This window comes from Staphylococcus succinus (assembly GCF_029024945.1).
Taxonomy (GTDB): domain Bacteria; phylum Bacillota; class Bacilli; order Staphylococcales; family Staphylococcaceae; genus Staphylococcus; species Staphylococcus succinus.
The window spans coordinates 2,069,565-2,093,770 of sequence record NZ_CP118976.1 but is presented as its reverse complement, the minus strand read 5'-3'; the positions used below and the strand labels follow the sequence as shown (position 1 = coordinate 2,093,770).

Below are 24,206 nucleotides of genomic sequence, written 5' to 3'. Positions count from 1 at the left end.
AATGATTTGGTTTATGCTTGCAGCATTTTTTCCATGCATTCTCGTTGTATTATTTAGCGTATTAACTAGAAGCAAGTGGGTAGGGTCAATTTTGGCATTTGTCATTGTTGGCGCCTCAATAGAAAAGGGATTTTTTCATAACGAATGGATCATTTTTATCGATGTTGTCTCATTATTAGCTGGTTACATTATTATTGACCAATTAAAATTACATAAAAAAGAAGATGACTGAACAATGTGTATTGAGCAACTAAATTGCTATAGTAAAGTGAAAACATTATAATAATATATCCTAAATAATAAAAAATTAAAATTGGCATAAGCAATTAAGGCAAACATGGTAACGTCACTATGTTTGTTTTTTCTTTATAGTAAACTATGTTATTTATGCGAACAAATGTTTGCTTTAATAACTTGAAATCTGTTAAAATATATAACAAGATTAAGCATATGCAGATATTAAACATACAATTTTTAACATAGGGAATAGGCACATAAAGTATGTTCATAGTAACTAGAAAAAATATAGGAGGCGTGTGTCACTATGGAACACTATCCATTTAAACTACAATCTGACTTTGAACCACAAGGTGATCAACCAGGAGCGATAAAAGAAATTGTAAAGGGTGTAAACGAAGGCAAAAGACACCAAACATTACTTGGGGCTACGGGTACAGGTAAAACATTTACAATGAGTAACGTTATTCAGCAAGTAGGCAAACCTACGTTGATTATCGCTCATAATAAAACATTAGCAGGACAATTATATAGTGAATTTAAAGAATTTTTTCCAGAAAATAGAGTAGAATACTTTGTCAGTTATTATGATTATTATCAACCAGAAGCGTATGTACCATCTACAGATACATTTATAGAAAAAGATGCTTCAATTAACGATGAAATTGATCAATTACGCCACTCCGCTACAAGTGCACTTTTTGAACGGGATGATGTTATTATTATCGCAAGTGTAAGTTGCATCTATGGTTTAGGTAATCCCGAAGAATATCGGGATTTAGTTGTTAGTGTTCGAGTAGGTATGGAAATGGATAGAAGTGAACTTTTAAGAAAACTTGTAGATGTTCAATACACAAGAAACGATATTGATTTTAGACGCGGGACGTTCCGTGTCAGAGGAGATGTAGTAGAAATCTTTCCAGCCTCTCGTGAAGAAATGTGTATTAGGGTAGAGTTTTTTGGTGATGAAATTGATCGCATACGAGAAGTGAATTATCTAACAGGGGAAGTATTAAGAGAACGTGACCACTTCGCTATCTTCCCAGCATCCCATTTCGTAACACGCGAAGAAAAAATGAAATCAGCCATTCAAAGAATTGAAACAGAATTAGAAGAGCGATTAACTGAATTACGCTCTGAGAATAAATTACTAGAAGCACAACGTTTAGAACAACGTACGAATTATGACTTAGAAATGATGAGAGAGATGGGCTTTTGTTCTGGTATTGAAAATTATTCAGTACATTTAACATTAAGACCTATGGGTTCTACACCGTATACACTCTTAGATTATTTTGGAGACGATTGGTTAGTGATGATCGACGAATCACATGTGACGTTACCACAAATAAGGGGTATGTATAATGGTGACCGTGCACGTAAGCAGGTGCTTGTCGATCATGGGTTCCGTCTACCGAGTGCTTTGGATAACAGACCCTTGCAATTTTCTGAGTTTGAAGATAAAACTAATCAACTTGTTTATGTATCTGCAACACCAGGGCCATATGAGTTAGAACATACAGATGAAATGGTTCAACAAATTATTCGTCCAACCGGATTATTAGATCCTAAGATTGATTTACGTCCAACTGAAAATCAAATTGATGATTTAATCAGCGAAATTTATGAACGCATAGAACGTAATGAACGTGTGTTAGTTACCACGTTGACTAAAAAAATGAGTGAAGATTTAACGACGTATTTAAAAGAAGCGGGAATTAAAGTAAACTACTTACACTCTGAAATTAAAACGTTAGAACGTATTGAAATCATTCGGGATTTGCGTATGGGCACCTACGATGTCATCGTAGGGATTAATTTATTACGTGAAGGTATCGATATTCCTGAAGTTTCGCTTGTAGTTATTCTCGACGCAGACAAAGAAGGTTTCTTACGTTCAGAACGGTCACTCGTACAAACCATAGGACGTGCAGCGCGTAATAGTGGTGGAGAAGTTATTATGTATGGAGATAAGGTTACTGACTCTATGCGCTTCGCTATGGATGAAACAGAGCGACGTCGTTCGATTCAACAAGCATATAATGAAAAACATAACATTACGCCAACTACAATCAATAAAAAAATACACGATGTCATTAGTGCTACAGTTGATAATGATGAAACAAATGAACAACAACAAACTGAAGTACCTAAGAAAATGACGAAAAAAGAACGACAAAAAACGATTGCCAATATAGAAAAAGAAATGAAGCAAGCAGCTAAAGATTTAGATTTCGAAAAAGCTACAGAACTTAGAGATATGTTATTTGAATTAAAAGCAGAAGGGTGACAAATATGAAACAACCATCCATTGTAGTAAAAGGGGCACGCGCCCACAATTTAAAAGATGTAGATATTGAAATACCAAAGGATAAACTCATTGTTATGACAGGTCTATCAGGGTCGGGCAAATCCTCACTCGCCTTCGATACGATATATGCGGAAGGACAACGCAGATATGTAGAATCTTTGAGTGCTTATGCACGACAGTTTTTAGGTCAAATGGATAAACCTGATGTGGACACTATAGAAGGTTTATCTCCAGCAATATCTATCGATCAAAAGACGACAAGTAAGAACCCAAGATCAACCGTAGCGACAGTTACTGAAATATATGATTATATTCGTCTGCTTTATGCTCGTGTTGGAAAGCCATTCTGCCCCAATCATGGTATTGAAATAGAATCCCAAACCGTTCAGCAAATGGTAGATCGCGTCATGCAGCTTGAAGAACGTTCTAAGATTCAACTATTAGCGCCTGTGGTTTCACATAGAAAAGGATCACAAGAAAAACTTATCGATGATATCAGCAAAAAAGGTTATGTACGCGTACGTGTAGATGGTGAGATTACAGATGTAAATGAAGTACCTGAATTAGACAAAAATAAAAATCATACAATTGAAGTTGTTATTGATAGACTTGTGGTCAAAGAAGGCATAGAAGCGCGTCTTGCTGATTCTATTGAGACTGGCTTGAATCTTTCAGAAGGTAGTTTAATTGTAGATATCATTGACGGCGATGAATTAAAGTTCTCTGAGAATCATGCATGTCCAATATGTGGATTTTCAATTGGAGAATTAGAGCCACGAATGTTCAGTTTTAACAGTCCATTTGGAGCATGTCCAACTTGTGATGGTTTAGGTCAAAAATTAAAAGTAGACTTAGATTTAATCGTACCTGATAAAAATAAAACATTAAACGAAGGTGCTATTGTAGCATGGGAACCAACGAGTTCTGATTTTTATCCAACACTGTTAAATCGTGTATGTGAAGTATACAAAATTAACATGGATAAACCATTTAAAACATTAACAGCTAGACAAAAAGATATTATCCTTAATGGTTCAAACGGCAAAGAAATTGAATTTGTCTTTAAACAGCGAAACGGTACAACACGTAAACGTACTATGGAATTTGAAGGTGTTATCAATAATATTAATCGACGTTACCATGAATCTCCCTCAGAACTCGTGAGAGAAATGATGAGCAAGTACATGACGGAACTACCTTGTGAGACATGTCATGGTAAACGTTTGAGTCCTGAGGCGTTATCTGTTTATGTCGCTGGGAAAAATATAGGTGAAATTGTTGAAAATTCAATCAAAACAGCGTTATATCATTATCGACATATTGAATTGTCAGACCAAGATCAAAAAATTGCAGATCAAATATTAAAGGAAATCATTTCACGTCTTGAGTTTTTATATAATGTTGGTTTAGAATACTTAACGCTTAATCGTGCGTCAGGTTCTTTATCTGGTGGAGAAGCACAACGTATTCGTTTGGCTACTCAAATTGGATCAAGACTTTCAGGTGTACTCTATGTCTTAGATGAACCATCAATTGGGTTACACCAACGTGATAATGACCGACTTATCGATACTTTGAAAGAAATGCGTGATCTTGGAAATACACTTATAGTTGTCGAACATGATGATGATACTATGCGGGCGGCAGATTACTTAGTAGATGTTGGACCAGGTGCAGGAGAGCATGGTGGAGAAATTGTTGCTAGTGGCACTCCAAAGCAGGTAATGAATAGTAAAAAATCCTTAACTGGTCAATATTTAAGTGGTAAAAAACGTATAGAAGTGCCTGAAGTACGTCGTGAAATTACAGATAGAAAGATAAGTGTTAAAGGTGCACGTAGTAATAATCTAAAAGAAATCGACGTTGATTTTCCGTTATCTACAATGACTGTTGTCACAGGTGTTTCAGGATCTGGTAAGAGTACGCTAGTAAATGAAGTGTTATATAAATCATTAGCAAAAGAGATTAATAAATCTAAGGTTAAACCCGGAGACTGTGATGATATACAAGGTATTGATCAATTGGAGCGTATTATAGATATTGATCAGTCACCGATTGGACGTACGCCAAGATCGAACCCAGCAACGTATACAGGAGTCTTTGATAACATCAGAGATATTTTTGCTCAAACTAATGAAGCCAAAGTGAGAGGCTATTCGAAAGGGCGTTTCAGTTTTAATGTTAAAGGTGGCCGTTGCGAAGCGTGTAAAGGTGATGGCATTATTAAAATTGAAATGCATTTCTTACCTGATGTATATGTCCCTTGTGAAGTTTGTGGTGGTTCAAGATATAATCGTGAGACACTAGAAGTTACTTATAAAGGAAAGAACATTTCTGATATATTAGCAATGACTGCTGAAGAAGCAACATTTTTCTTTGAAAAAGTACCGAAGATTCATCGTAAATTACAAACACTTGTGGATGTTGGGTTGGGCTACGTAACGTTAGGGCAACCTGCAACTACTTTATCTGGTGGTGAGGCGCAACGTGTGAAACTTGCTTCTGAATTACACAAACGTTCTACTGGTCGTTCCATTTATATTCTAGATGAGCCAACGACGGGCCTCCATGTTGATGATATTAGCCGCTTGCTAAAAGTACTTAATAAACTTGTGGAAAATGGAGAAACTGTTGTCATTATCGAGCATAACTTAGATGTTATCAAGATGGCCGATTATATTATTGATTTAGGACCAGAAGGAGGAGACGGTGGCGGAACCGTTGTAGCTACAGGCACACCAGAAGATATTGCTGAAGTAAAAGAAAGTTACACTGGTCAATATTTAAAAGCTGTATTAGAAAGAGATACGGTAAAACGATAATACTATAAACAACAGAGGGTGTTCATTTGAGCACCCTCTGTTTGTTGAAACTAAGCATAATCATGTATTTTATTGTTATAATAAAGGTTAATTAGAAAAAGAAGTGTTTTGCAATCGTGTATAACGTGTATCATAGATTATTAATATACGGTATGATATTCATATTAAGTATTAAATTATCGCTCTGCTACACTTTTTAATATGGATTATCCTGTCTTTTTGATATGATAATAATATATCGCACATGTAGGAGAAATATTGATAGAGGTGAACCTATGTTAACTACAAAAAGCTTAGTAGAACGGTTTGAACTTGATTTAATTGCAGGAGAAACAGGTTTAAACAAACAAATTAAAAATACGGATATTTCAAGACCTGGATTAGAAATGGCAGGTTATTTTTCTCACTATGCTTCAGATCGCATTCAATTGCTAGGTACAACGGAATTATCTTTCTATAATTTATTACCAGATGAAGAGCGTAAAGGACGTATGAGAAAATTATGTAGACCAGAAACACCAGCTATTATTGTGACGAGAGATTTAGAGCCACCCGAAGAACTTATAGAGGCGGCTAAAGAGCTTGAAACTCCATTAATTACTTCTAAAATTGCTACTACACAACTCATGGGACGTCTAACAACATTTTTAGAGCATGAGCTAGCTAGAACAACTTCGCTACATGGTGTGCTTGTTGATGTATATGGTGTAGGTGTACTGATTACTGGTGATTCTGGTATAGGTAAAAGTGAGACGGCGCTTGAGTTAGTGAAACGTGGTCATAGACTTGTAGCTGATGATAATGTCGAAATTAGAGAAATTAGTAAAGATGAATTAATTGGTAAAGCACCAAAACTTATCGAACATTTATTAGAAATAAGAGGTCTAGGCATTATTAATGTTATGACATTATTTGGTGCAGGGTCTATATTAACTGAAAAACGCTTACGTCTAAATATACATTTAGAAAATTGGCATAAAGAAAAGTTGTATGACCGTGTAGGTTTAAACGAAGAAAAATTAAAAATATTAGATAACGAAATTACGAAAAAAACAATTCCGGTTCGACCAGGTCGTAACGTTGCAGTCATTATAGAAGTTGCAGCAATGAACTATCGTCTGAATATTATGGGTATCAATACTGCTGAAGAATTCAACGATCGTCTAAATGCTGAAATAATGCGTAATGGCAATAACAATGAGGAGAACTAACAAATGATGACGTTAAATTACATCGACCCAATTGCTATACAATTGGGTCCCATTTCAGTACGTTGGTACGGGATTATTATTGCCACAGGTATACTTTTAGGCTATTTTATTGCCCAAGCTAGCGTAAAACGTATCGGCCATGACAAAGATACATTGGTCGATATCATTTTTTGGAGTGCTATATTTGGCTTTATTGTTGCAAGACTCTACTTTGTGATCTTTCAATGGCCATATTATGCCCAAAATCCAATTGAAATACCTATGATTTGGCATGGCGGTATTGCAATACATGGTGGCTTAATTGGTGGATTTATTACGGGGATATTTGTGTGTAAGAAGAAAAATCTTAATCCATTTCAAATCGGTGATGTTATTGCACCAAGTATGTTATTAGGTCAAGGAATTGGTAGATGGGGCAACTTTATGAACCACGAGGCTCATGGAGGTCCTGTGTCAAAATCTTTCTTAGAACACTTACATATTCCAGATTTTATTATTAATAATATGTATGTTAATGGCAAATATTACCAGCCTACATTTTTATATGAATCTGTATGGGATATTGCTGGATTTGTCATACTATTAATCATAAGAAAGCACTTAAAAGTTGGAGATACACTTTGCTTGTATTTAATTTGGTATTCGATCGGCAGATTTTTCGTAGAAGGTTTGCGTACGGATAGTTTAATGTTGACGAGTAATATTCGCGTTGCACAACTCATGTCTATTATTTTAATTATTGTAGGTATTGCCATAATGATTATTAGAAGATTAAAATATAAAGCACCACGTTACAAAGATGTCGGACCTTTAACTTGGCCGAATCAAAAAGCGAAGTGATGAGGCGAAAATGCGCAAATTAAACACTAAAAAAACACAAGGTAAGAACCCACTTTGGTACATGTATCGTTACGTTAAGACATTTAAAATAGTTAAACAGACTATTATTATTGAAATTTGTAGGTATTTACCTCAAGTAAAAATCAAGCATTGGATATATCGTAACGTTTTAAAAATGAATATAGGGGCACATACTGCATTTGCTTATAAAGTTGTGCCAGATTTACTCTATCCAGAATACATTTCAATAGGAGAAAACTGTGTAATTGGTTATAATACGACAATATTAACGCATGAGTTTCTAGTGGATGAATTTAGAACTGGTCAAGTAAATATTGGCAATCATACTTTAATTGGCGCTAATGTAATCATCTTACCAGGGGTGAGCATTGGAAATTACGTTAAAGTGAGTGCAGGTACTGTAGTCTCAAAAGATATACCCGATCATACATTAGCTTATGGTAATCCTATGCTAATGAAAAATAATTAAGTAACTAGGAGGTGATTATAGATGGCGCATAACGATAAAGTGATACAAATGAAACTAGATAGCCCGTTTTATAAAAAGCTTGGAGAGCAGAAGTTTCTTCAACACGATTATAAAAAGGCCGCAGATTATTTTGGGAAAGTGCTTGATATGTCACCTCAAGAATTTGATATTAAAGTAAAATATGCTGAAAGTCTTGTTCAACTTGGTTTAGGTAGCAAGGCTGAGCATATTTTTTATGAGAATATCGCTCGTTCTGAAGAAGTTCCAGATAGTTTTTATCAACTTAGCCAATTAAATATTACGTTAAATGACCCAAATAAATCATTTTTATTTGGGATGAATTACGTTTTGGCTTCTAATGATGAAGACTATCAAGAAGAACTAGAAGAGATGTTCGAAGTGTCCTATCATTCCGCAGAGAAAATAGAAATTGAAAGTCAATTATTTGCAATACAATTAATCTTTCAATATTTATTTTCGCAAGGGAGATTGTCAGAAGCAAGGACATATATATTAGATCAAGATGAGACTATTCAAGAACATCGCGTGGTACGTAATTTGCTTGCGATGTGTTATTTATATTTAAACGAGTATGATATCGCTAGAGAAATGTTTGAGCGTTTACTCTCCGAAGATAATACTGACGTACACGCATTATGTCACTATACACTGTTGCTTTATAATACAAAAGATAACGACAAGTACGAACGCTATTTAAAAATTTTAAACACAGTCATGCCAATGAATGATGATGAATCGTTTAAGTTAGGTATCGTATTATGCTATTTGAAACAATACCAAGCTTCTCAAAACATTCTGCAACCGTTATATAGAAAAGGAAAGTTCCTTTCTATTCAAATGTACAACGCTTTGAGTTATAATCACTACCATTTAGGTAATCTAGAAGAAAGTAAGTATTTTTGGTCTAAATTACAGGAGATTTCACAAGTTGATGTAGGTTATGCTCCATGGATTGTTGCAGATAGTAAGGTTTACTTTGATCATCATATATTACCATTATTGTTGAATGACGATAGTCACCATAGACTTTATGGTGTATTCTTATTGAATCAATTAAGAGGTAGAGAAGTTTTTATGACTGAAGAAATCTGGGCCGTGCTAGAGACGATGAATGATTACGAAAAATTATATCTAACGTATTTAATTCAAGATTTAAAATTAAATAAGTTAGATTTTATTCACAAGGGCATGTTAATGATGTACAATGTGGAATCATTGAAAAATAACGAAACATTGTTTATCGTATGGATTGATCAAGCGGAAGCTATTATTTCTGAAAATGTAGATCTCACACCAGTTGATGACTACGTAGCAGCGTTTGTGTATATGTATTATCGCAATACCGAGACAAAAGTGACCAAACAACAGGTATTAGAATGGTTCCATATTTCTCAATATCGCTTAAATAAAATGATAGATTATTTGTTGAGCATATAAGTTTATAAAATGCAAGAAATCATATATAATGCGCATAATGAATTAATAAATAGGAGGCAATATAAATGGCTGAACAAGTGGATTTTGATGTTGCAATTATTGGTGCTGGACCAGCAGGTATGACAGCTGCTGTTTATGCGTCACGTGCAAACTTAAGTACTGTAATGATTGAACGTGGTATGCCAGGTGGTCAAATGGCAAATACAGAAGAAGTTGAAAACTTCCCTGGTTTTGAAATGGTCACAGGACCAGATTTATCAACAAAAATGTTTGAACATGCGAAAAAATTTGGTGCTCAATACCAATATGGCGATATTAAATCAATTGAAGATAAAGGTGGCTACAAAGTCATCAACCTTGGAAATAAAGAAATAACAGCACGTGCAGTGATTATTTCAACGGGTGCTGAATATAAAAAAATTGGTGTACCAGGCGAACAAGACCTTGGTGGCCGTGGCGTAAGTTATTGTGCTGTATGTGATGGTGCATTCTTTAAAGGGAAAAAATTATTCGTTATCGGTGGCGGAGATTCTGCAGTTGAAGAAGGAACATTCTTAACGAAATTTGCTGACAGTGTAACTATTGTTCACCGTAGAGACGAATTACGTGCACAGAAAATCCTACAAGATCGAGCATTTAAAAATGATAAAATCGACTTTATTTGGAGCCACACGTTAAAAACAATTAATGATAAAGATGGCAAAGTAGGATCTGTAACTTTAGAATCAACAAAAGATGGTTCTGAACAAACATTAGATGCAGATGGCGTGTTCATCTATATCGGTATGAAACCATTAACAACACCATTCTTAGACTTAGGTATTACAAACGACGTAGGTTATATCGAAACAAATGAAGATATGAGCACAAAAGTACCTGGTATCTATGCAGCTGGTGATGTGCGTGATAAAGGTTTACGTCAAATCGTAACAGCTACTGGTGATGGTAGTATTGCTGCACAAAGCGCTATTGCTTATATTGAACACTTAAACGATACAGTTGAAGTATAATGATACTGATGAATGCCTCTTGCATATTGCTTGAAAATTAGGCAACCTGTGTATTGAAATAAAATTCAGTCATAATTAGAATGTTCGACTTTCATTTTATATGTGAGTCAGGGCATTCTATTTTTTTATGAATAAAGTCAGGATAGGGATACGGCATGTTGCGTATTAATTGCCTTAGAATTTATGAGAAAAAAGTGAAAATGATTCTATACGATTCAATCATACTGTCGTATAGTATATAAGATTTTGATTAATAATGATGTTAAATATAAGCAATGATACTACTACCTTAGTCGTTTTTAATGTAAAATATAATATGATAGCATAGCATTTAGTAGATACGTTTTTGATAGAAACTTAATGGTATGTAAAGATGGAGTGCCATTTTCAATGAATGAGGACGAATGAATAGTGCTTGCAATGCGTTTTTAAATACTAATGAAATTTTAAAACAACTTAGATATAAATTTTGCGTTATAAAATGAGCGATGGATGGTGTAAATAGATGCAGCGAGAAGAAAATGAACTAGTAAAAAGTGAATTGTTGGTTGTAACAGGTTTATCAGGTGCAGGGAAATCCGTAGTAATTCAAAGTTTAGAAGATATTGGTTACTTTTGCGTAGACAATTTACCTCCAATCCTCCTGCCTAAATTTGTAGAGTTGATGGAGCAAGGCAACCCGTCTTTACAAAAAGTAGCGATTGCAATTGATTTAAGAGGGAAAGAATTATTTAAATCATTAATTCAAGAAATTGATAAAATTAAAAGCAATGACAGTGTAATGGTTGATATGATATTCTTGGAAGCTTCAAACGAAAGACTTATTTCGCGTTATAAAGAAACGCGTCGTGCACATCCATTAAATGAAAATGGACAGCGTTCATTAATTGAATCTATTGATGAAGAACGAGAACTATTGAGTGAGATAAAGGGTATAGCTAACTATACGATTGATACATCACATATGAAGCCCAAAGCATTGCGTAAGCGTATAGGTGATTACTTTAACCGTAGTGATTTTCCAACCTTTAATATCAATGTGACAAGTTTTGGATTCAAACATGGTATCCAAATGGATGCAGATTTAGTTTTTGATGTTAGGTTCTTACCTAATCCACACTATGTTGATGAATTGAGACCTTTAACAGGTGAAGATGAAATAGTTTATAACTACGTTATGAAATGGAAAGAAACAAATATGTTTTATGAAAAGTTAATTGATTTATTAGCTTTTATGATTCCTAGATATCAAAAAGAAGGTAAATCTCAATTAGTCATTGCTATTGGTTGTACAGGTGGACAGCATCGCTCTGTAGCATTAGCGAAACGTATTGGGACAGAATTAAAAGAAAAGTTTGACTATAACGTGTATGTGCATCATAGAGATGCATATGTCGAAAGTGGCGTGAAACAAAAAGATGAAGAGAATTAAGCTTGTACTCATAGGTGGAGGAACAGGTTTATCCGTTTTGGCGCGTGGTTTAAAAGATTACCCAATTGATATTACTACAATAGTTACTGTAGCCGATGACGGTGGAAGTACAGGTAAAATCAGAAGTGAAATGGATATACCTGCGCCTGGAGACATACGAAATGTAATTTCAGCATTAAGTGAGACAGAATCTACGTTAGAACAATTATTTCAATATCGTTTTAAAGAAAATCAAGTTGAAGGACATTCACTTGGAAACTTACTTATTGCAGCATTAACGAATATCACTGATGATTTTGGACATGCTGTGAAGGAATTGAGTAAAATACTAAATATCAGAGGGCGCGTCATTCCATCAACAAACACAAGTGTACGTTTGAATGCAGTAATGGAAGATGGGGAAATTGTATATGGCGAATCTAAAATTCCGAAAAAAAATAAAAAAATTCAGCGTGTATTTTTAGAGCCAGAAGATGTAGAACCGATGCAAGAAGCAGTAGAAGCGCTAGAAGAAGCAGATTTAATAGTACTAGGACCAGGATCATTATATACTAGTGTGATATCTAATCTCTGTGTGAAGGGGATTTCAGACGCTTTGTTAAGTGGTGATGCACCCAAATTATATGTTTCAAATGTTATGACACAACCTGGTGAAACAAATGGGTATACTGTGCTTGATCACGTTAATGCGATTCATGACCATATCGGACAAAGATGTATTAATTATGCAATTTGTGGAACTCAGACATATAATAAAGATGTTTTAGAGCGATATAGACAAGAGAACGCAGAACCTGTTCAATGTCATACTGAAGTAATGGAAGCACAAGATATCGAAGTTTTTACACATCCTGAATTAATAGAAATCTCTTCAGAAAATTATGTACGTCATAATACAGAAGTATTGGCTAAAATGATTTATGAAATCGCAATGAGAGAAACAGAAACAATTGAGTTTAATAGAAATAAAGATAGCAATGAATAAAAATTAAGCCGATGTCTTAGTTTAAGAAAGGACTGATTAAATAATGAGCTTTGCATCCGAAATGAAAAACGAACTAACAAGAATAGAAGTAGATGAATCAAATGCTAAAGCAGAGCTCAGTGCACTTATACGGATGAATGGTGCACTCAGTCTAGCTAATCAACAATTTGTAATTAACGTACAGACAGAAAATGCTACTACAGCAAGACGAATTTATTCGTTAATTAAAAAAGTTTTTAATGTTGAGATTGAGCTACTTGTAAGAAAGAAAATGAAGTTAAAAAAGAACAATATATATATATGTCGTATCAAAGCACGCTCGAAAGAAATATTAGACGAGTTAGGTATTTTAAAAAATGGCGTATTTACGCATGAAATTGACGAAGCAATGATACAAGATGATGAGATGAGACGAAGTTACTTGCGTGGTGCATTTCTAGCTGGTGGTTCTGTGAATAATCCAGAGACATCATCCTACCATCTCGAAGTCTTTTCATTATATGAAGATCATTCAGAAGGTTTAACACAGTTGATGAATAATTATGAGTTAAATGCTAAACACTTAGAAAGAAAAAAGGGCAGCATAGCTTATCTAAAAGAAGCAGAAAAAATCTCAGACTTTTTAAGTTTGATTGGTGGATATCAAGCCTTATTAAAATTTGAAGACGTACGTATTGTTAGAGATATGAGAAATTCTGTGAATCGATTAGTGAATTGTGAAACTGCAAATTTAAATAAAACTGTTAGTGCTGCAATGAAGCAAGTGGAAAGTATTCAATTGATTGATCAAGAAATTGGATTAGATAACTTGCCAGAACGTCTACGGGAAATTGCCAAATTAAGAGTTGAACATCAAGAAGTGTCTCTAAAAGAGCTTGGAGAGATGATGTCTACCGGTAGTATATCTAAATCAGGTGTGAACCATCGCCTAAGAAAATTAAACGAAATGGCTGATAAACTAAGAACAGGTGAGCCATTAGAATTATAAGAAAATACAAATAATGTAAAACGAATTTCTAAACTTAAAAAAGTAGTTTCCATAATTATGGAAACTACTTTTTTAAGTTTAGAATAAATAATATTTTAGATAGAAAACGTCTAAGCTACAAGATATGGCAAATGAAATCACAATAAATGCCTTTCATTAATAAGTTATTTAAATTAAGTATCGTCATCATCACAATATTTAATGTCGTCATAAGCTTGTGTCCAATGGTATGGCTGAAGTTCTTTTAAATCTTTGTATAATAATTGATTATTACGTGTAGTAACGCCTACTTTTATTTTACCGCCCCAATAGGCTAGTCTTTCTTGGCAAGTCTAGCAAGGTGTGAAAATTTTAAAATGACTTTGTGTATCATCTCTAACTACGCAAATAGAATGAGTAATAGTATCTTGGTTTTTATGTGTTTCTAAAATGGCACCTGTTTCAATACAAAGGCTGAGGAAGCATTAATAATTTCTGGTGCTAACAGATATTACCTTTTTTTGAATACATGGCTGCTCCCCAACCTTCAGGGTACCTAGATTTTATAAATTGCTGTGCTGTTTTAAAAAGTTTTTCTTCAATATTCATATATGCCATAAATAAAAAGAATTTTCAGTTAATTAAAATAATGATACCATTATTTCTAAGAATTATTTACTTAAATCGCTCAAAATACATATTTTTAAGGAGAGGTACTTTGACTAATAAATTAAGAAGTGAAAAATTAGAAATAGAAAGAATTATTTTTATAGGACGTACATATAAAGAATATTTGAAGATGTTTGATTTATCATTACCTGAGTTAGAGAGAAAAAATATTTTGGATTGTCCTGCTGGAGCTTGTTCATTTTCTGCAAAAGGAAGACAAAAAGGATTAAATATAGAAGCGTGTGATATAGCATATTATTTTAATAGAGTTGATTTGTATGCGAAAGGTAAAGAGGACATTCAACATACGATAGAAAAAATGAAAAATTCCGAGGATAATTATAATTGGAATTACTTTAAAAATATAGAGGATTTGAAATATCAGCGGCAACAGGCATTGGAAGATTGTGTCGAAGATATGAAGCGTCACAATAATCAATACAAAGCTGTATCATTACCAGAATTACCGTACTGCGATGAAGCATTTGATATCGTATTATCTGCGCATTTTTTATTTATGTATGCTGATAGATTAGATTATGCATTTCATATAAAGTGTTTAGAAGAACTGTTAAGAGTGAGCAAAAAAGAGCTTAGAATCTTCCCGTTGGTTGATTTAGAAGGTCATCGCTATGCATATTTAGACCATATCATTAAAAATTTAACTGAATTAGGATATAACGTTAGTGAATGCAAAGTAGATTATGAATTTCAAACACATGCTAATACGATGTTAAAAATAGTGAAATGATTATTATCAGTTTAGTTTATATAAAGAGTTCAAATGCTTAGTAGTGTTGATGTATTTGTCATAGTTCGTTAAACACTAATCCTATAAAAGGGACATTCAAAGTTTATAGGATTAGTGTTTAAATCTTTTTAAGTCTTTTTCTTTTTTGTATTTTTCTTCTAACAAATGTGAATAAATAGAAGTATTAATTGATATGTTTTTGTGACTTATTCATTTTGAAATATAATAAATAGCTATACCTTTTACTAAAAGGTAAGAACAATGAGTGTGACTTATCACATGCTGTTTTAGTGTTTTGTTAATTGCATTAGATGATATTATAGCTCCAATATTTTAAAATATATATCCATCGTAACTTATAGGCTTACCTTTAATAATACTTAATATGTGTTTCATATCTGATTTTGCTATATACATGACTAGAAGATGAATCTGCTTTGTGTTATATATAAGCCATTTTCACATATTTATCTCCAATAACTCTAAACATTATACAAGACACCATTTAGTGTTGAACAAATAGTACGTTCACTTAACGTATAGCTTTTTTGCAGAATTTTTTGATAGCCCACTTTTCACACAACAAAGTTTTGTGAAGTAAATTAATTTAATGTTAAAAACACATTGTTTTTAACTACATATAATATTATAATTAAAAATAGTTCTAATGGGCAATATATATATAAAAAATAAGAAAGCAGGGGAATATATGAATTTCTCTATTATAATTACATATAAAAATAAATGGGGGAATGAAAAATACATCAATAATTGTTTAGATAGTATTATTAATCAGACATATAATAGTTATGAAGTTATTCTGGTACATAATGACACAGAATTAATCGATAGACTATGTAAGAATAGAGAACTAACTATTAAACAATTAAAAATGAGCGAAAACGATAATATTTCAGATTATAAAAATAAAGCAATTAAAAATGCTTCTGGAGAGTTTTTAGTTTTCTTAGATGCAGATGATTACTTACATCCCAATGCTTTAATTTATGCTCAACAAATGATTGAAGATAAAAATGAAAGTATCGATATTTATAAATTTGGTATTAGCAAAACTAATTTAGATAAAACTGCAACATTAAGTACAAATAGTAGAGCCTTTTTTGATAACGAAGCATTTAATAAGTTAGAAGTATTATTAAATGAAACAGGTATACCGGTTAGTAATAAGCAAGTTAAAGGTATAATAAACGGTTTGTTTGAAAAACAAATGATTAGCCATCAATTTACTACAATTAAACCTAAAAACTATTTGAAAAATTTAAATTACCAATTTAAACTACATAGCTTTATTATTCGAAAATCTTTCTTAATTGAAAATCAACTCTTTTTTGAAACTGATAACCCACTATATAATGATATTCCTTTTTTAATGGATCTTTATAATAAAACCAATCACATCGTACAATCCAGCACAAAATTATATTATAAATATATACATAATGATTCAATAAATAGTCCTTCTTTAACACAGGAAGAACATGATGATAGATTTTTACAAAGAATAAAAGCATTAAAAGAAGGCTTAGAAAAATGTGTGAATTTAAATTTAGCAAAACAAATAAAAATTGAAGCAATAAGATATTATTTATATAAAATTGTAAAAAGTAGTTTGTTTAATGGATCTTATAGTGAAATTCACGAAATATATCAATTATTACATAAAATTTTAAACTACCCATCATCTAAAATTAAGTTGAGTAAACGACATGATCTTGAAATCACTGCTATAAAAAATGGGAAATTTAAAAAAGCATTCATGTTAAGTAAAACTAGAGTATTAGGTTATAAAACGTATCAATTTATTAAACCTAAAAATCAAAAATTTAGACAGAAAAAATTACAAAAAAATTTATTTACCAAATTGCCTATAAAAGAAAATACTATTCTATACGAAAGCTTTTTAGGTAAAAATTATTCTGACAGTCCTAAAGCGATTTTTAAGTATCTTTTAGAAAATGATAAAGATACTTGGCAACATGTATGGATATTAAATGATGAAAGTCTTATTGAAAACCAAGAAGAGTTTAAGAATAAAAATGTGAAAATCATAAAACGTTTTGGTTGGAAGTACTTTTATTACGTAACTGTATCTAAATATTTCGTATTAAATATGCGACAACCGAAATGGTTATTTAAAAAAGATGAACAAACAATTTTATCAACATGGCATGGAACGCCTTTAAAACGCCTTGTATTCGATATGGAAAATGTGACATCTGCTAACAAAAATTATAAAAAAGATTTTTATACCCAATCTAGAAAATGGGATTATTTAATTGCAGCTAATAAGTATAGCGAAGAAATATTTGAAAGTGCCTTTATGTATCCAAAAGAAGATATATTAACTTATGGATATCCAAGGAATGATATATTACATAATTATTCTGATGAACATAAACGTAATATTAAACAAAAATTGAATTTGCCTGCATCTAAAAAAGTAATTTTATATGCTCCCACATGGCGAGATGATGAATTCCATTCAGCTGGGAATTATAAATTTAAATTACAAATGGATTTAGAAAGAATGTGTGAAGAGTTTGGCGACGAATACGTTATCGCTTTAAGAATGCATTATTTCATTTCAGATAATATGGATTTAACAGGTTTTGAAGGTTTTGCTTATGATTTTTCTAAGTACAACGATATTAATGATCTATATATTTCAAGTGATATTTTAATTACAGATTATTCATCTGTATTCTTTGATTATGCGAACTTAAGAAAACCAATATTATTTTTCACTTATGATATCGAGAAATATCAAAGTATGCTAAGAGGATTTTACATAGACGTATACAATGAATTGCCGGGACCGTTATTACTTACGAATGATCAATTAGTAGATTCCATCAAAAATTTAAATTTAACAAAAGAAAAGTATAAAGAAAAATATGCTGAATTCTATCAAAGATATTGCTATTTAGAAGATGGTAACGCTACTAAAAGAATAGTGGAAGCAGTTATAAAATAAAGGGGAAAACTATCGTGAAAAAAATTTTGTTATTAGTATTAGTTATATTAGGAATAAATTTTGTTAGAAATAAGGAAATTAATGCTATTCATGAATACTATTCTATTGAAGACGAGGAATAAATACAATAAAATGACAGTTTTGAACACAGATTATCAATGTGCATGAAAACCTAGTAAAGTACCTTATATTTAAGATGAATGAGGGATTAAGAAAAGATTCAATTTTTCAAAAATAAGCCTAAAAATAAAAGCTCGAAAGAAGTTTTCATTTCTTTGTTTATGGAATTATTAAGAAAAATAAAAGGATATTATCTTTTAGCTAAAATAAATAGAGTGGTTTTAAATGTTGGGACTGTAGAAAGTCCCTGAAAAACACTTTACTATATAGTGTCATTAGATAACAGAACAAAAAGAGCCTTGATATGACAAGGCTCTTTATTTTGGAAAGTATATACATATTATAAATCCCCTCGAAGGGAGTCGAACCCCTATTCTAAGAACCGGAATCTTATGTGTTATCCATTACACTACGAGGGGGGAATTTAACAATACTTTAAGTGTACAAATCTTAATAGCAATGGTCAATAACAACTGAAGAAATTTCGTGAAAATTTCAAGCGTTATTTTTTGACCATGTTTGACTTTTAGGTTAAAATATATTTATCAGTTAGAAATAAGGAGGCAATATTAATGAATTTAATACCTACAGTAATTGAAACAACAAATCGTGGGGAACGTGCATATGACATTTACTCACGCTTATTAAAAGATCGTATTATCATGTTAGGTTCACAAATCGATGATAATGTAGCAAACTCTATTGTTTCTCAATTATTATTCTTACAAGCACAAGATGCTGAAAAAGATATCTACCTTTACATCAACTCACCAGGTGGTAGTGTGACAGCTGGTTTTGCAATCTATGACACAATCCAACATATTAAACCAGATGTTCAAACAATTTGTATTGGTATGGCTGCGTCCATGGGTTCATTCTTACTTGCAGCTGGTGCAAAAGGCAAACGTTTTGCGTTGCCAAATGCTGAAGTAATGATTCACCAACCATTAGGTGGCGCGCAAGGTCAAGCTACAGAAATTGAAATTGCTGCGAACCATATTCTTAAAACACGTTCTAAATTAAATCAAATTTTAGCAGACCGTACAGGTCAATCTATTGAAAAAATCGAAAAAGATACAGATCGTGATAATTTCTTATCAGCTGAAGAAGCTAAAACATATGGTCTGGTTGACCAAGTCATGGTTCCAGAATCATAAGTTAAAATTAAAGTTTTAATAAAAAAGACAAGTCGTTATAAGCGACTTGTCTTTTTTTGACATCTATTTCTGTTTAACTATATTATTATAGAAAAGTTTTGCTGATACAATCATTAGTAGTAATCCTACAATGATAAAAATAGAAGATACTATCGTCATAGCTAGCGACTTATCAAAAGCAAAGCAGCCATTTAATAAAAGTAATAAACTAATAATGAGTAATAATATATGTGTTAGACTATCTGCTTTCATTTTATCCCTCTCATAAAAGTTAGTGAACTAAATCTTCCAAAGCAATTTTTAAATCTGGATATTTAAATTTAAAATCAATAGCCTGTAATTTATTTGGAATGACTTTTTGGGTGTCGAGTACGACTGTTGACATTTGTCCTAATACTAATCTGAGTGCAAAAGAAGGTACCCAAGTGTAGTGTGGACGATGTGTAACGCGAGCGAGTGTATAGCCAAATAAATTTTGATGTTCCACGATTGGGGCAGTGAAGTTAAACACGCCTTGAGCCTTTTCGGTATTAATTGTATGAAGGATGGCTCTTGTTAAATCATCTAAGTGAATCCATGAATACCACTGTCTTCCAGTCCCAAGTTTACCACCAAGATAAAGTTCGTAGGGCAGTTTCATTAAAGGTAGAGCGCCGCCTGATTGAGAGAGAACCATTCCAAATCTACCAATTACGACGCGTGTACCTAATGCTTCAAATTGACGGGCACGTCTTTCCCATTGATAAACCACTTCTGAAAGAAAATCGAATGGTAAAGTTTTGTATAATTCTGTATAAGTTCTATTTAAATCTGGTTTGTAGTAACCTATAGCACTTGCATTGAAAAATACAGAAGGTCTTTGTTCACGATTTTTAAATAAATCAAATAATGCCTGGGTAGATTGTAAGCGACTTAACATAATGGATTGTTTATGTGCTTTTGTCCACCGTTGATTTAAGCTAGCACCTGCAAGATTGATGACAATATCAATATGAGGAATTTTAGATTCCCAATCAGATTCTGACCAATTCACATAAGTAATCTTCGGGTGTGAACTTGATTTGTTTTGTTTTGTCTTGTCAAAATAGTTATATGTGCATCGCTTTGAATGATGGCTTCCACAAGTTGTGTGCCTATCATGCCAGTCCCGCCTGTAATTAAATAGTTTTTCATCTTATCACCTCTTAAATAATAGTGCCTAATTTTGCAATGATTAAAGGTAGGATAATCTAATCGCATTTGAAGGACATAATTTTTTCAAAATTTGTTCATTAATATGTCATTAACTTCTTGCTAGAAGTATTTAAATTAAAATAGTATAGGTTATAATAAAGGTACCTTCGATATTAATTAATCATCTCTTAATTATTTCGAGTATACCCCATAATATACTAACGAAGGTAAAATTTTGACTCCCTTTAGTAATGGCCTATGCGAGTATCGTATAGGCCTATATTTATATGTTAACGCAATTAATGATTAGGAACTATCTTTTTAACTTTTGATTACTTTAATAATAAAACTTATACTAGAAGTAGTATTATAAAATAAAAATGCTAATGATGCCAAAAGCAATGAGTATTAAAAAGATTACAAAAATAAAGAAAACAAAACGTGTTTTTGTATATTTACGAGATTCATAGTTGTCGTTTTCAACCATCATTTGACGAAGTCCTTTGTTACTTTTTTCATCCTTGAGATTAATTCGCTCATAGTCGTGTAATGGATCATGTTTTTTCATATTGACGCCACATCCTGTTATGATAGTAGTATAATTATAATAAGGTAAGGTTAAAATTCAGTGAATATATTGAAGGTGAGATCGCCTATAGATTAATGTAAAGTTGAAATATGAAGAACATAGTTAAAATATTGATACGTCTATTCTACTATAGATATGACACGACGATAACAGCTGTATTAAAAAATAGTTAATAAGTTTAATTCGTACATGAAATAGTGTAAAATATACTTTTACTATTGGATTATATATGAGAAAAACATAAATGTTATGATATAAATTGAAGTGAGGGGAGCATATGCCAAAGCATAAGCAGGATAATGATTTTGATAATCAAGATAACAAAAAAATGAGTCGTTTTGCAAAAATTGTAAGTGGAATCATTGTATTATTACTTGTAGGTGGATTGATATTTGCCATTTTCGCATTTGTGGATCATTCAAATAAAGCTAATGATCGCTTAAACAATCAAAGCCAAGAAAAGAAAGAAAATAAAAAAGATAAGACTAAAGAAGAGAAAAAGAAAAAAGAAAAATCTACTGAAGAGTCTCAACAGACGCAACAGCAGACACAACAACAAACACAGCAACAAACGCAACAACAAACACAGCAACAGACTCAACAACCTGCTACTGCTGAGCGTACTACAGAGGAAAAAACAACCGAAGAGCGTTCAACTGAAGAACCATCGACAGAAGAAAAAACAACCGAAGAGCCTTCCACAGAAGAAAAAACAACTGAAGAACCTTCTACAGAAGAGAAAACGACAGAAGAACCATCTACGGAAGAAAAAACAACTGAAGAGCCTTCCACAGAAGAGAAAACGACAGAAGAACCATCGACAGAAGAAAAAACAACTGAAGAACCTTCAACCGAGGAAAAAAAAACTGAAGAACCAACATCTGAGCCTGCAACAACACAAGAAAAGCCCAGCGCTACTAGTGAACCGGCCACATCAGCAAAAAGCAGTCAAAGTAGTGGACAAGAACAATCTTCTCAAGATAACAGCGCTAACTCAAAATCAACAGACGACGACTGATAATCGTAAATATTTCACTCAAAATATAGTAGAAGTTAAAAATAAAAGGCAGTACTCATTGGATAGCGTGAGTATTGCCTTTTTGTGTATTGTGTAATTGAAAGCATATGAACTTTATTCTAAGTTATTTTCAAAAATGATCATAGAACCCAAATCAAGCATATAATGTGATATGAAACATATAAGACGACTCTGCTATGATTAAATTGATAGAGCATTGCTTTATACATTAAAAAAATCAGGGGTTTCGACATAATGAGCAGGTTTTACATAGAAGTTATAGTTATTGATAGAATTTATTCATACCTTAATCTATTTTGAAGCAACCTGAGCTTTAAAATAGAAGATTAATTAAATAAGTAAGGAAAAGCGATAATAAAATGAGCGTAAAGCAACCACTACCACATCCTAATGGTCCACATCCACAACCAGTATTTCTCGTATATTTGTAAGTTTTAAAATTACGGTCGTTAGGTCGTGCGTCGCCTTTTTTAAAATAGTCAGAGTCTTTATATCGTTCGTCATCAGGATCAATCACTTTTGGTTGGTCATTTTGAGCCATAGCACTTCCTCCTAATATATTGATATAAACTTAGTTTAATGGTATTTACATGGTTGTTCAATCATAGTCACTTACAAGCAAAAGGCTGCGATGGAACGAAAGGAGTTCAATTGTAAAATATAAAACAAATATGATTAAGTAATAGGTCGAAAGGGTAAAAAGTAAATGAAAAGGATGTTGTAAATGTGATTTTTTAAGCATGCTTTTTATTTAAATATTAGATTAGTATTTTTCTTGCAATTTAGAATATATAGTAGTAGTATTGCAGATATAAAAGGTTATATTTTTTTGTCCCACCAGGGACGCAAAAAGTCAACCTGTGGTTAGAACTTGGCCCTTAATTTTGATAAGGAGGAGGATAGTAGTGAAAGACTTGATAAAAATTCAACAGAAGTTAGTTCCTGAAATTGTTGAAAAGATGTATCGTCGTTTTTCAATTCTCACTACTATTTCTAAGTATCAACCTGTAGGTAGGCGTAGCTTAAGTGAATATATGGATTTAACTGAACGCGTGTTGCGATCTGAAACGGATGCATTGAAGAAGCAAGAACTTGTAAAGGTAAAGCCCACAGGCATGGAAATAACTGAAGAAGGTGAAGCAACGGTTCGCCAGTTAAATAGTTATTTTAATAGTTATTCTGACGACCATCATCTTGCTCAAATTATAAAAGAGCAGTACAACATCAAAGATGTTTATGTTATTCCAGGCGACTCTGATTCTGATAAGACAGTTAAGATTGAATTAGCACGTCAGGCGGGTCAACTTGTTGAAGATGTACTGTATGAAAAATCGATTGTTGCTGTGACAGGCGGTTCTACGATGGCATATGTCAGTGAAGCGATGCATCATCAGCCATACAATGTATTTTTTGTACCTGCCCGCGGTGGTCTTGGAGAGAATGTTGTATATCAAGCTAACACGATTGCAGCTAGTATGGCACAGCAAACGGGTGGCGATTATACAACATTGTATGTACCAGACAATGTGAGTGAGACAACGTATAATACACTGATGTTAGAGCCATCAGTGATTCACACACTTGAGAAAATAAAGCAATCCAATATTACGATCCATGGCATTGGTGATGCGCTGAAGATGGCGCGAAGACGTCAATCATCTAGTGAAGTTATAGATAAACTTCAACATCACAATGCCTCAGGCGAAGCATTTGGATATTATTTCGATGATCAAGGTGAAATCGTTCATAAAGTGAAAACGATTGGACTTCAATTAGAAGATCTTGAATCGAAAAAATTTATCTTTGCAGTAGCTGGGGGTAAATCAAAAGGGGAAGCAATTAAAGCTTACCTATCAATAGCGCCTAATAACACTGTTTTAATAACAGATGAAGGCGCGGCAAGAGTAATCGCAAACAATAGTAATAAAAAGTGATTTCACTTTTTAAATA

General features: G+C 32.7%; 19 protein-coding genes, 1 tRNA gene and 3 pseudogenes. 16 read left to right on the top strand and 7 right to left on the bottom strand.

Going from position 1 to position 24,206, the window contains the following annotated elements; translation table 11 throughout:
- Position 1 precedes the first annotated feature (1 nt).
- From PYW31_RS10175 to whiA, 11 genes are all read left to right on the top strand, one after another.
- A complete protein-coding gene (locus PYW31_RS10175) occupies positions 2–232 on the top strand; it encodes a CsbA family protein (RefSeq protein WP_046837211.1) in 231 nt (76 codons plus the stop codon).
- A 312-nt stretch (positions 233–544) separates the two neighbouring features.
- Positions 545–2,527 carry an excinuclease ABC subunit UvrB gene (gene uvrB, locus PYW31_RS10170; RefSeq protein ID WP_046837212.1) on the top strand — a complete coding sequence of 661 codons (1,983 nt, stop codon included), beginning with the start codon at positions 545–547 and terminating at the stop codon, positions 2,525–2,527.
- A 5-nt stretch (positions 2,528–2,532) separates the two neighbouring features.
- Positions 2,533–5,370, top strand: coding sequence for an excinuclease ABC subunit UvrA (uvrA, locus tag PYW31_RS10165; RefSeq protein WP_046837213.1), 2,838 nt, complete (start codon positions 2,533–2,535; stop codon positions 5,368–5,370).
- 275 nt (positions 5,371–5,645) lie between these two features.
- On the top strand, positions 5,646–6,581 hold the full coding sequence (gene hprK, locus PYW31_RS10160; protein WP_046837214.1) for an HPr(Ser) kinase/phosphatase: 936 nt from the start codon (positions 5,646–5,648) through the stop codon (positions 6,579–6,581).
- Positions 6,582–6,584: 3 nt separating this feature from the next.
- Positions 6,585–7,421: a prolipoprotein diacylglyceryl transferase gene (gene lgt, locus PYW31_RS10155; protein WP_046837215.1), complete on the top strand. Its 837-nt coding sequence runs from the start codon at positions 6,585–6,587 to the stop codon at positions 7,419–7,421.
- Positions 7,422–7,431: 10 nt separating this feature from the next.
- Positions 7,432–7,911, top strand: a complete 480-nt coding sequence (locus PYW31_RS10150; protein ID WP_046837216.1) for an acyltransferase — start codon at positions 7,432–7,434, stop codon at positions 7,909–7,911.
- A gap of 21 nt (positions 7,912–7,932) precedes the next feature.
- Complete coding sequence (locus tag PYW31_RS10145; RefSeq protein WP_046837217.1) at positions 7,933–9,369, top strand: tetratricopeptide repeat protein; 1,437 nt, start codon at positions 7,933–7,935, stop codon at positions 9,367–9,369.
- Positions 9,370–9,434: 65 nt separating this feature from the next.
- Positions 9,435–10,379: a thioredoxin-disulfide reductase gene (gene trxB, locus PYW31_RS10140; protein ID WP_046837218.1), complete on the top strand. Its 945-nt coding sequence runs from the start codon at positions 9,435–9,437 to the stop codon at positions 10,377–10,379.
- Between the two features lie 505 nt (positions 10,380–10,884).
- Positions 10,885–11,811, top strand: a complete 927-nt coding sequence (gene rapZ / locus PYW31_RS10135) for an RNase adapter RapZ (RefSeq protein WP_046837219.1) — start codon at positions 10,885–10,887, stop codon at positions 11,809–11,811.
- The gene (locus PYW31_RS10130) at positions 11,798–12,796 is read left to right on the top strand and encodes a gluconeogenesis factor YvcK family protein (protein WP_046837220.1); all 999 of its coding nucleotides are present in this window, start codon (positions 11,798–11,800) and stop codon (positions 12,794–12,796) included. The genes rapZ and PYW31_RS10130 overlap by 14 nt, the downstream gene beginning before the upstream one ends.
- A 43-nt stretch (positions 12,797–12,839) precedes the next feature.
- On the top strand, positions 12,840–13,784 hold the full coding sequence (whiA, locus tag PYW31_RS10125) for a DNA-binding protein WhiA (protein ID WP_046837221.1): 945 nt from the start codon (positions 12,840–12,842) through the stop codon (positions 13,782–13,784).
- 173 nt (positions 13,785–13,957) lie between these two features.
- Here whiA and PYW31_RS10120 read toward each other — a convergent pair.
- Positions 13,958–14,372: pseudogene (locus PYW31_RS10120) on the bottom strand (cytidine deaminase).
- Between the two features lie 109 nt (positions 14,373–14,481).
- Here PYW31_RS10120 and PYW31_RS10115 point away from each other — a divergent pair.
- The gene (locus PYW31_RS10115) at positions 14,482–15,183 is read left to right on the top strand and encodes a class I SAM-dependent methyltransferase (protein ID WP_046837222.1); all 702 of its coding nucleotides are present in this window, start codon (positions 14,482–14,484) and stop codon (positions 15,181–15,183) included.
- A 111-nt stretch (positions 15,184–15,294) separates the two neighbouring features.
- Here the strand turns inward: PYW31_RS10115 and PYW31_RS10110 are convergent.
- Positions 15,295–15,594, bottom strand: a pseudogene (locus tag PYW31_RS10110) (site-specific integrase); the annotation flags it as partial.
- 298 nt (positions 15,595–15,892) lie between these two features.
- Between PYW31_RS10110 and PYW31_RS10105 the strand changes: the two are divergent.
- Positions 15,893–18,178, top strand: a complete 2,286-nt coding sequence (locus PYW31_RS10105; RefSeq protein ID WP_046837223.1) for a CDP-glycerol:glycerophosphate glycerophosphotransferase — start codon at positions 15,893–15,895, stop codon at positions 18,176–18,178.
- A 467-nt stretch (positions 18,179–18,645) separates the two neighbouring features.
- Here PYW31_RS10105 and PYW31_RS10100 read toward each other — a convergent pair.
- Positions 18,646–18,717 (bottom strand) — tRNA-Arg (locus PYW31_RS10100).
- A 153-nt stretch (positions 18,718–18,870) separates the two neighbouring features.
- Between PYW31_RS10100 and clpP the strand changes: the two genes are divergently transcribed.
- Entirely contained in the window at positions 18,871–19,455 is a 585-nt protein-coding gene (gene clpP / locus PYW31_RS10095) for an ATP-dependent Clp endopeptidase proteolytic subunit ClpP (RefSeq protein WP_046837224.1), read from the top strand.
- A 63-nt stretch (positions 19,456–19,518) separates the two neighbouring features.
- Here the strand turns inward: clpP and PYW31_RS10090 are convergent, their stop codons facing one another.
- From PYW31_RS10090 to PYW31_RS10080, 3 genes and pseudogenes are all read right to left on the bottom strand, one after another.
- Positions 19,519–19,707, bottom strand: coding sequence for a hypothetical protein (locus PYW31_RS10090; protein WP_046837225.1), 189 nt, complete (start codon positions 19,705–19,707; stop codon positions 19,519–19,521).
- Between the two features lie 19 nt (positions 19,708–19,726).
- Positions 19,727–20,628: pseudogene (locus PYW31_RS10085) on the bottom strand (TIGR01777 family oxidoreductase).
- A gap of 367 nt (positions 20,629–20,995) precedes the next feature.
- Positions 20,996–21,196, bottom strand: a complete 201-nt coding sequence (locus tag PYW31_RS10080; protein ID WP_046837226.1) for a hypothetical protein — start codon at positions 21,194–21,196, stop codon at positions 20,996–20,998.
- Positions 21,197–21,494: 298 nt separating this feature from the next.
- Between PYW31_RS10080 and PYW31_RS10075 the strand changes: the two genes are divergently transcribed.
- Positions 21,495–22,235 (top strand): DUF4887 domain-containing protein, encoded by a 741-nt coding sequence (locus tag PYW31_RS10075; RefSeq protein WP_046837227.1) that lies wholly within the window; start codon positions 21,495–21,497, stop codon positions 22,233–22,235.
- Positions 22,236–22,569: 334 nt separating this feature from the next.
- Here the strand turns inward: PYW31_RS10075 and PYW31_RS10070 are convergent, their stop codons facing one another.
- A complete protein-coding gene (locus tag PYW31_RS10070; protein ID WP_046837228.1) occupies positions 22,570–22,797 on the bottom strand; it encodes a hypothetical protein in 228 nt (75 codons plus the stop codon).
- Positions 22,798–23,161: 364 nt separating this feature from the next.
- Here PYW31_RS10070 and PYW31_RS10065 point away from each other — a divergent pair, with 364 nt between their 5' ends.
- Positions 23,162–24,190: a sugar-binding transcriptional regulator gene (locus PYW31_RS10065; RefSeq protein ID WP_046837229.1), complete on the top strand. Its 1,029-nt coding sequence runs from the start codon at positions 23,162–23,164 to the stop codon at positions 24,188–24,190.
- Positions 24,191–24,206 lie beyond the last annotated feature (16 nt).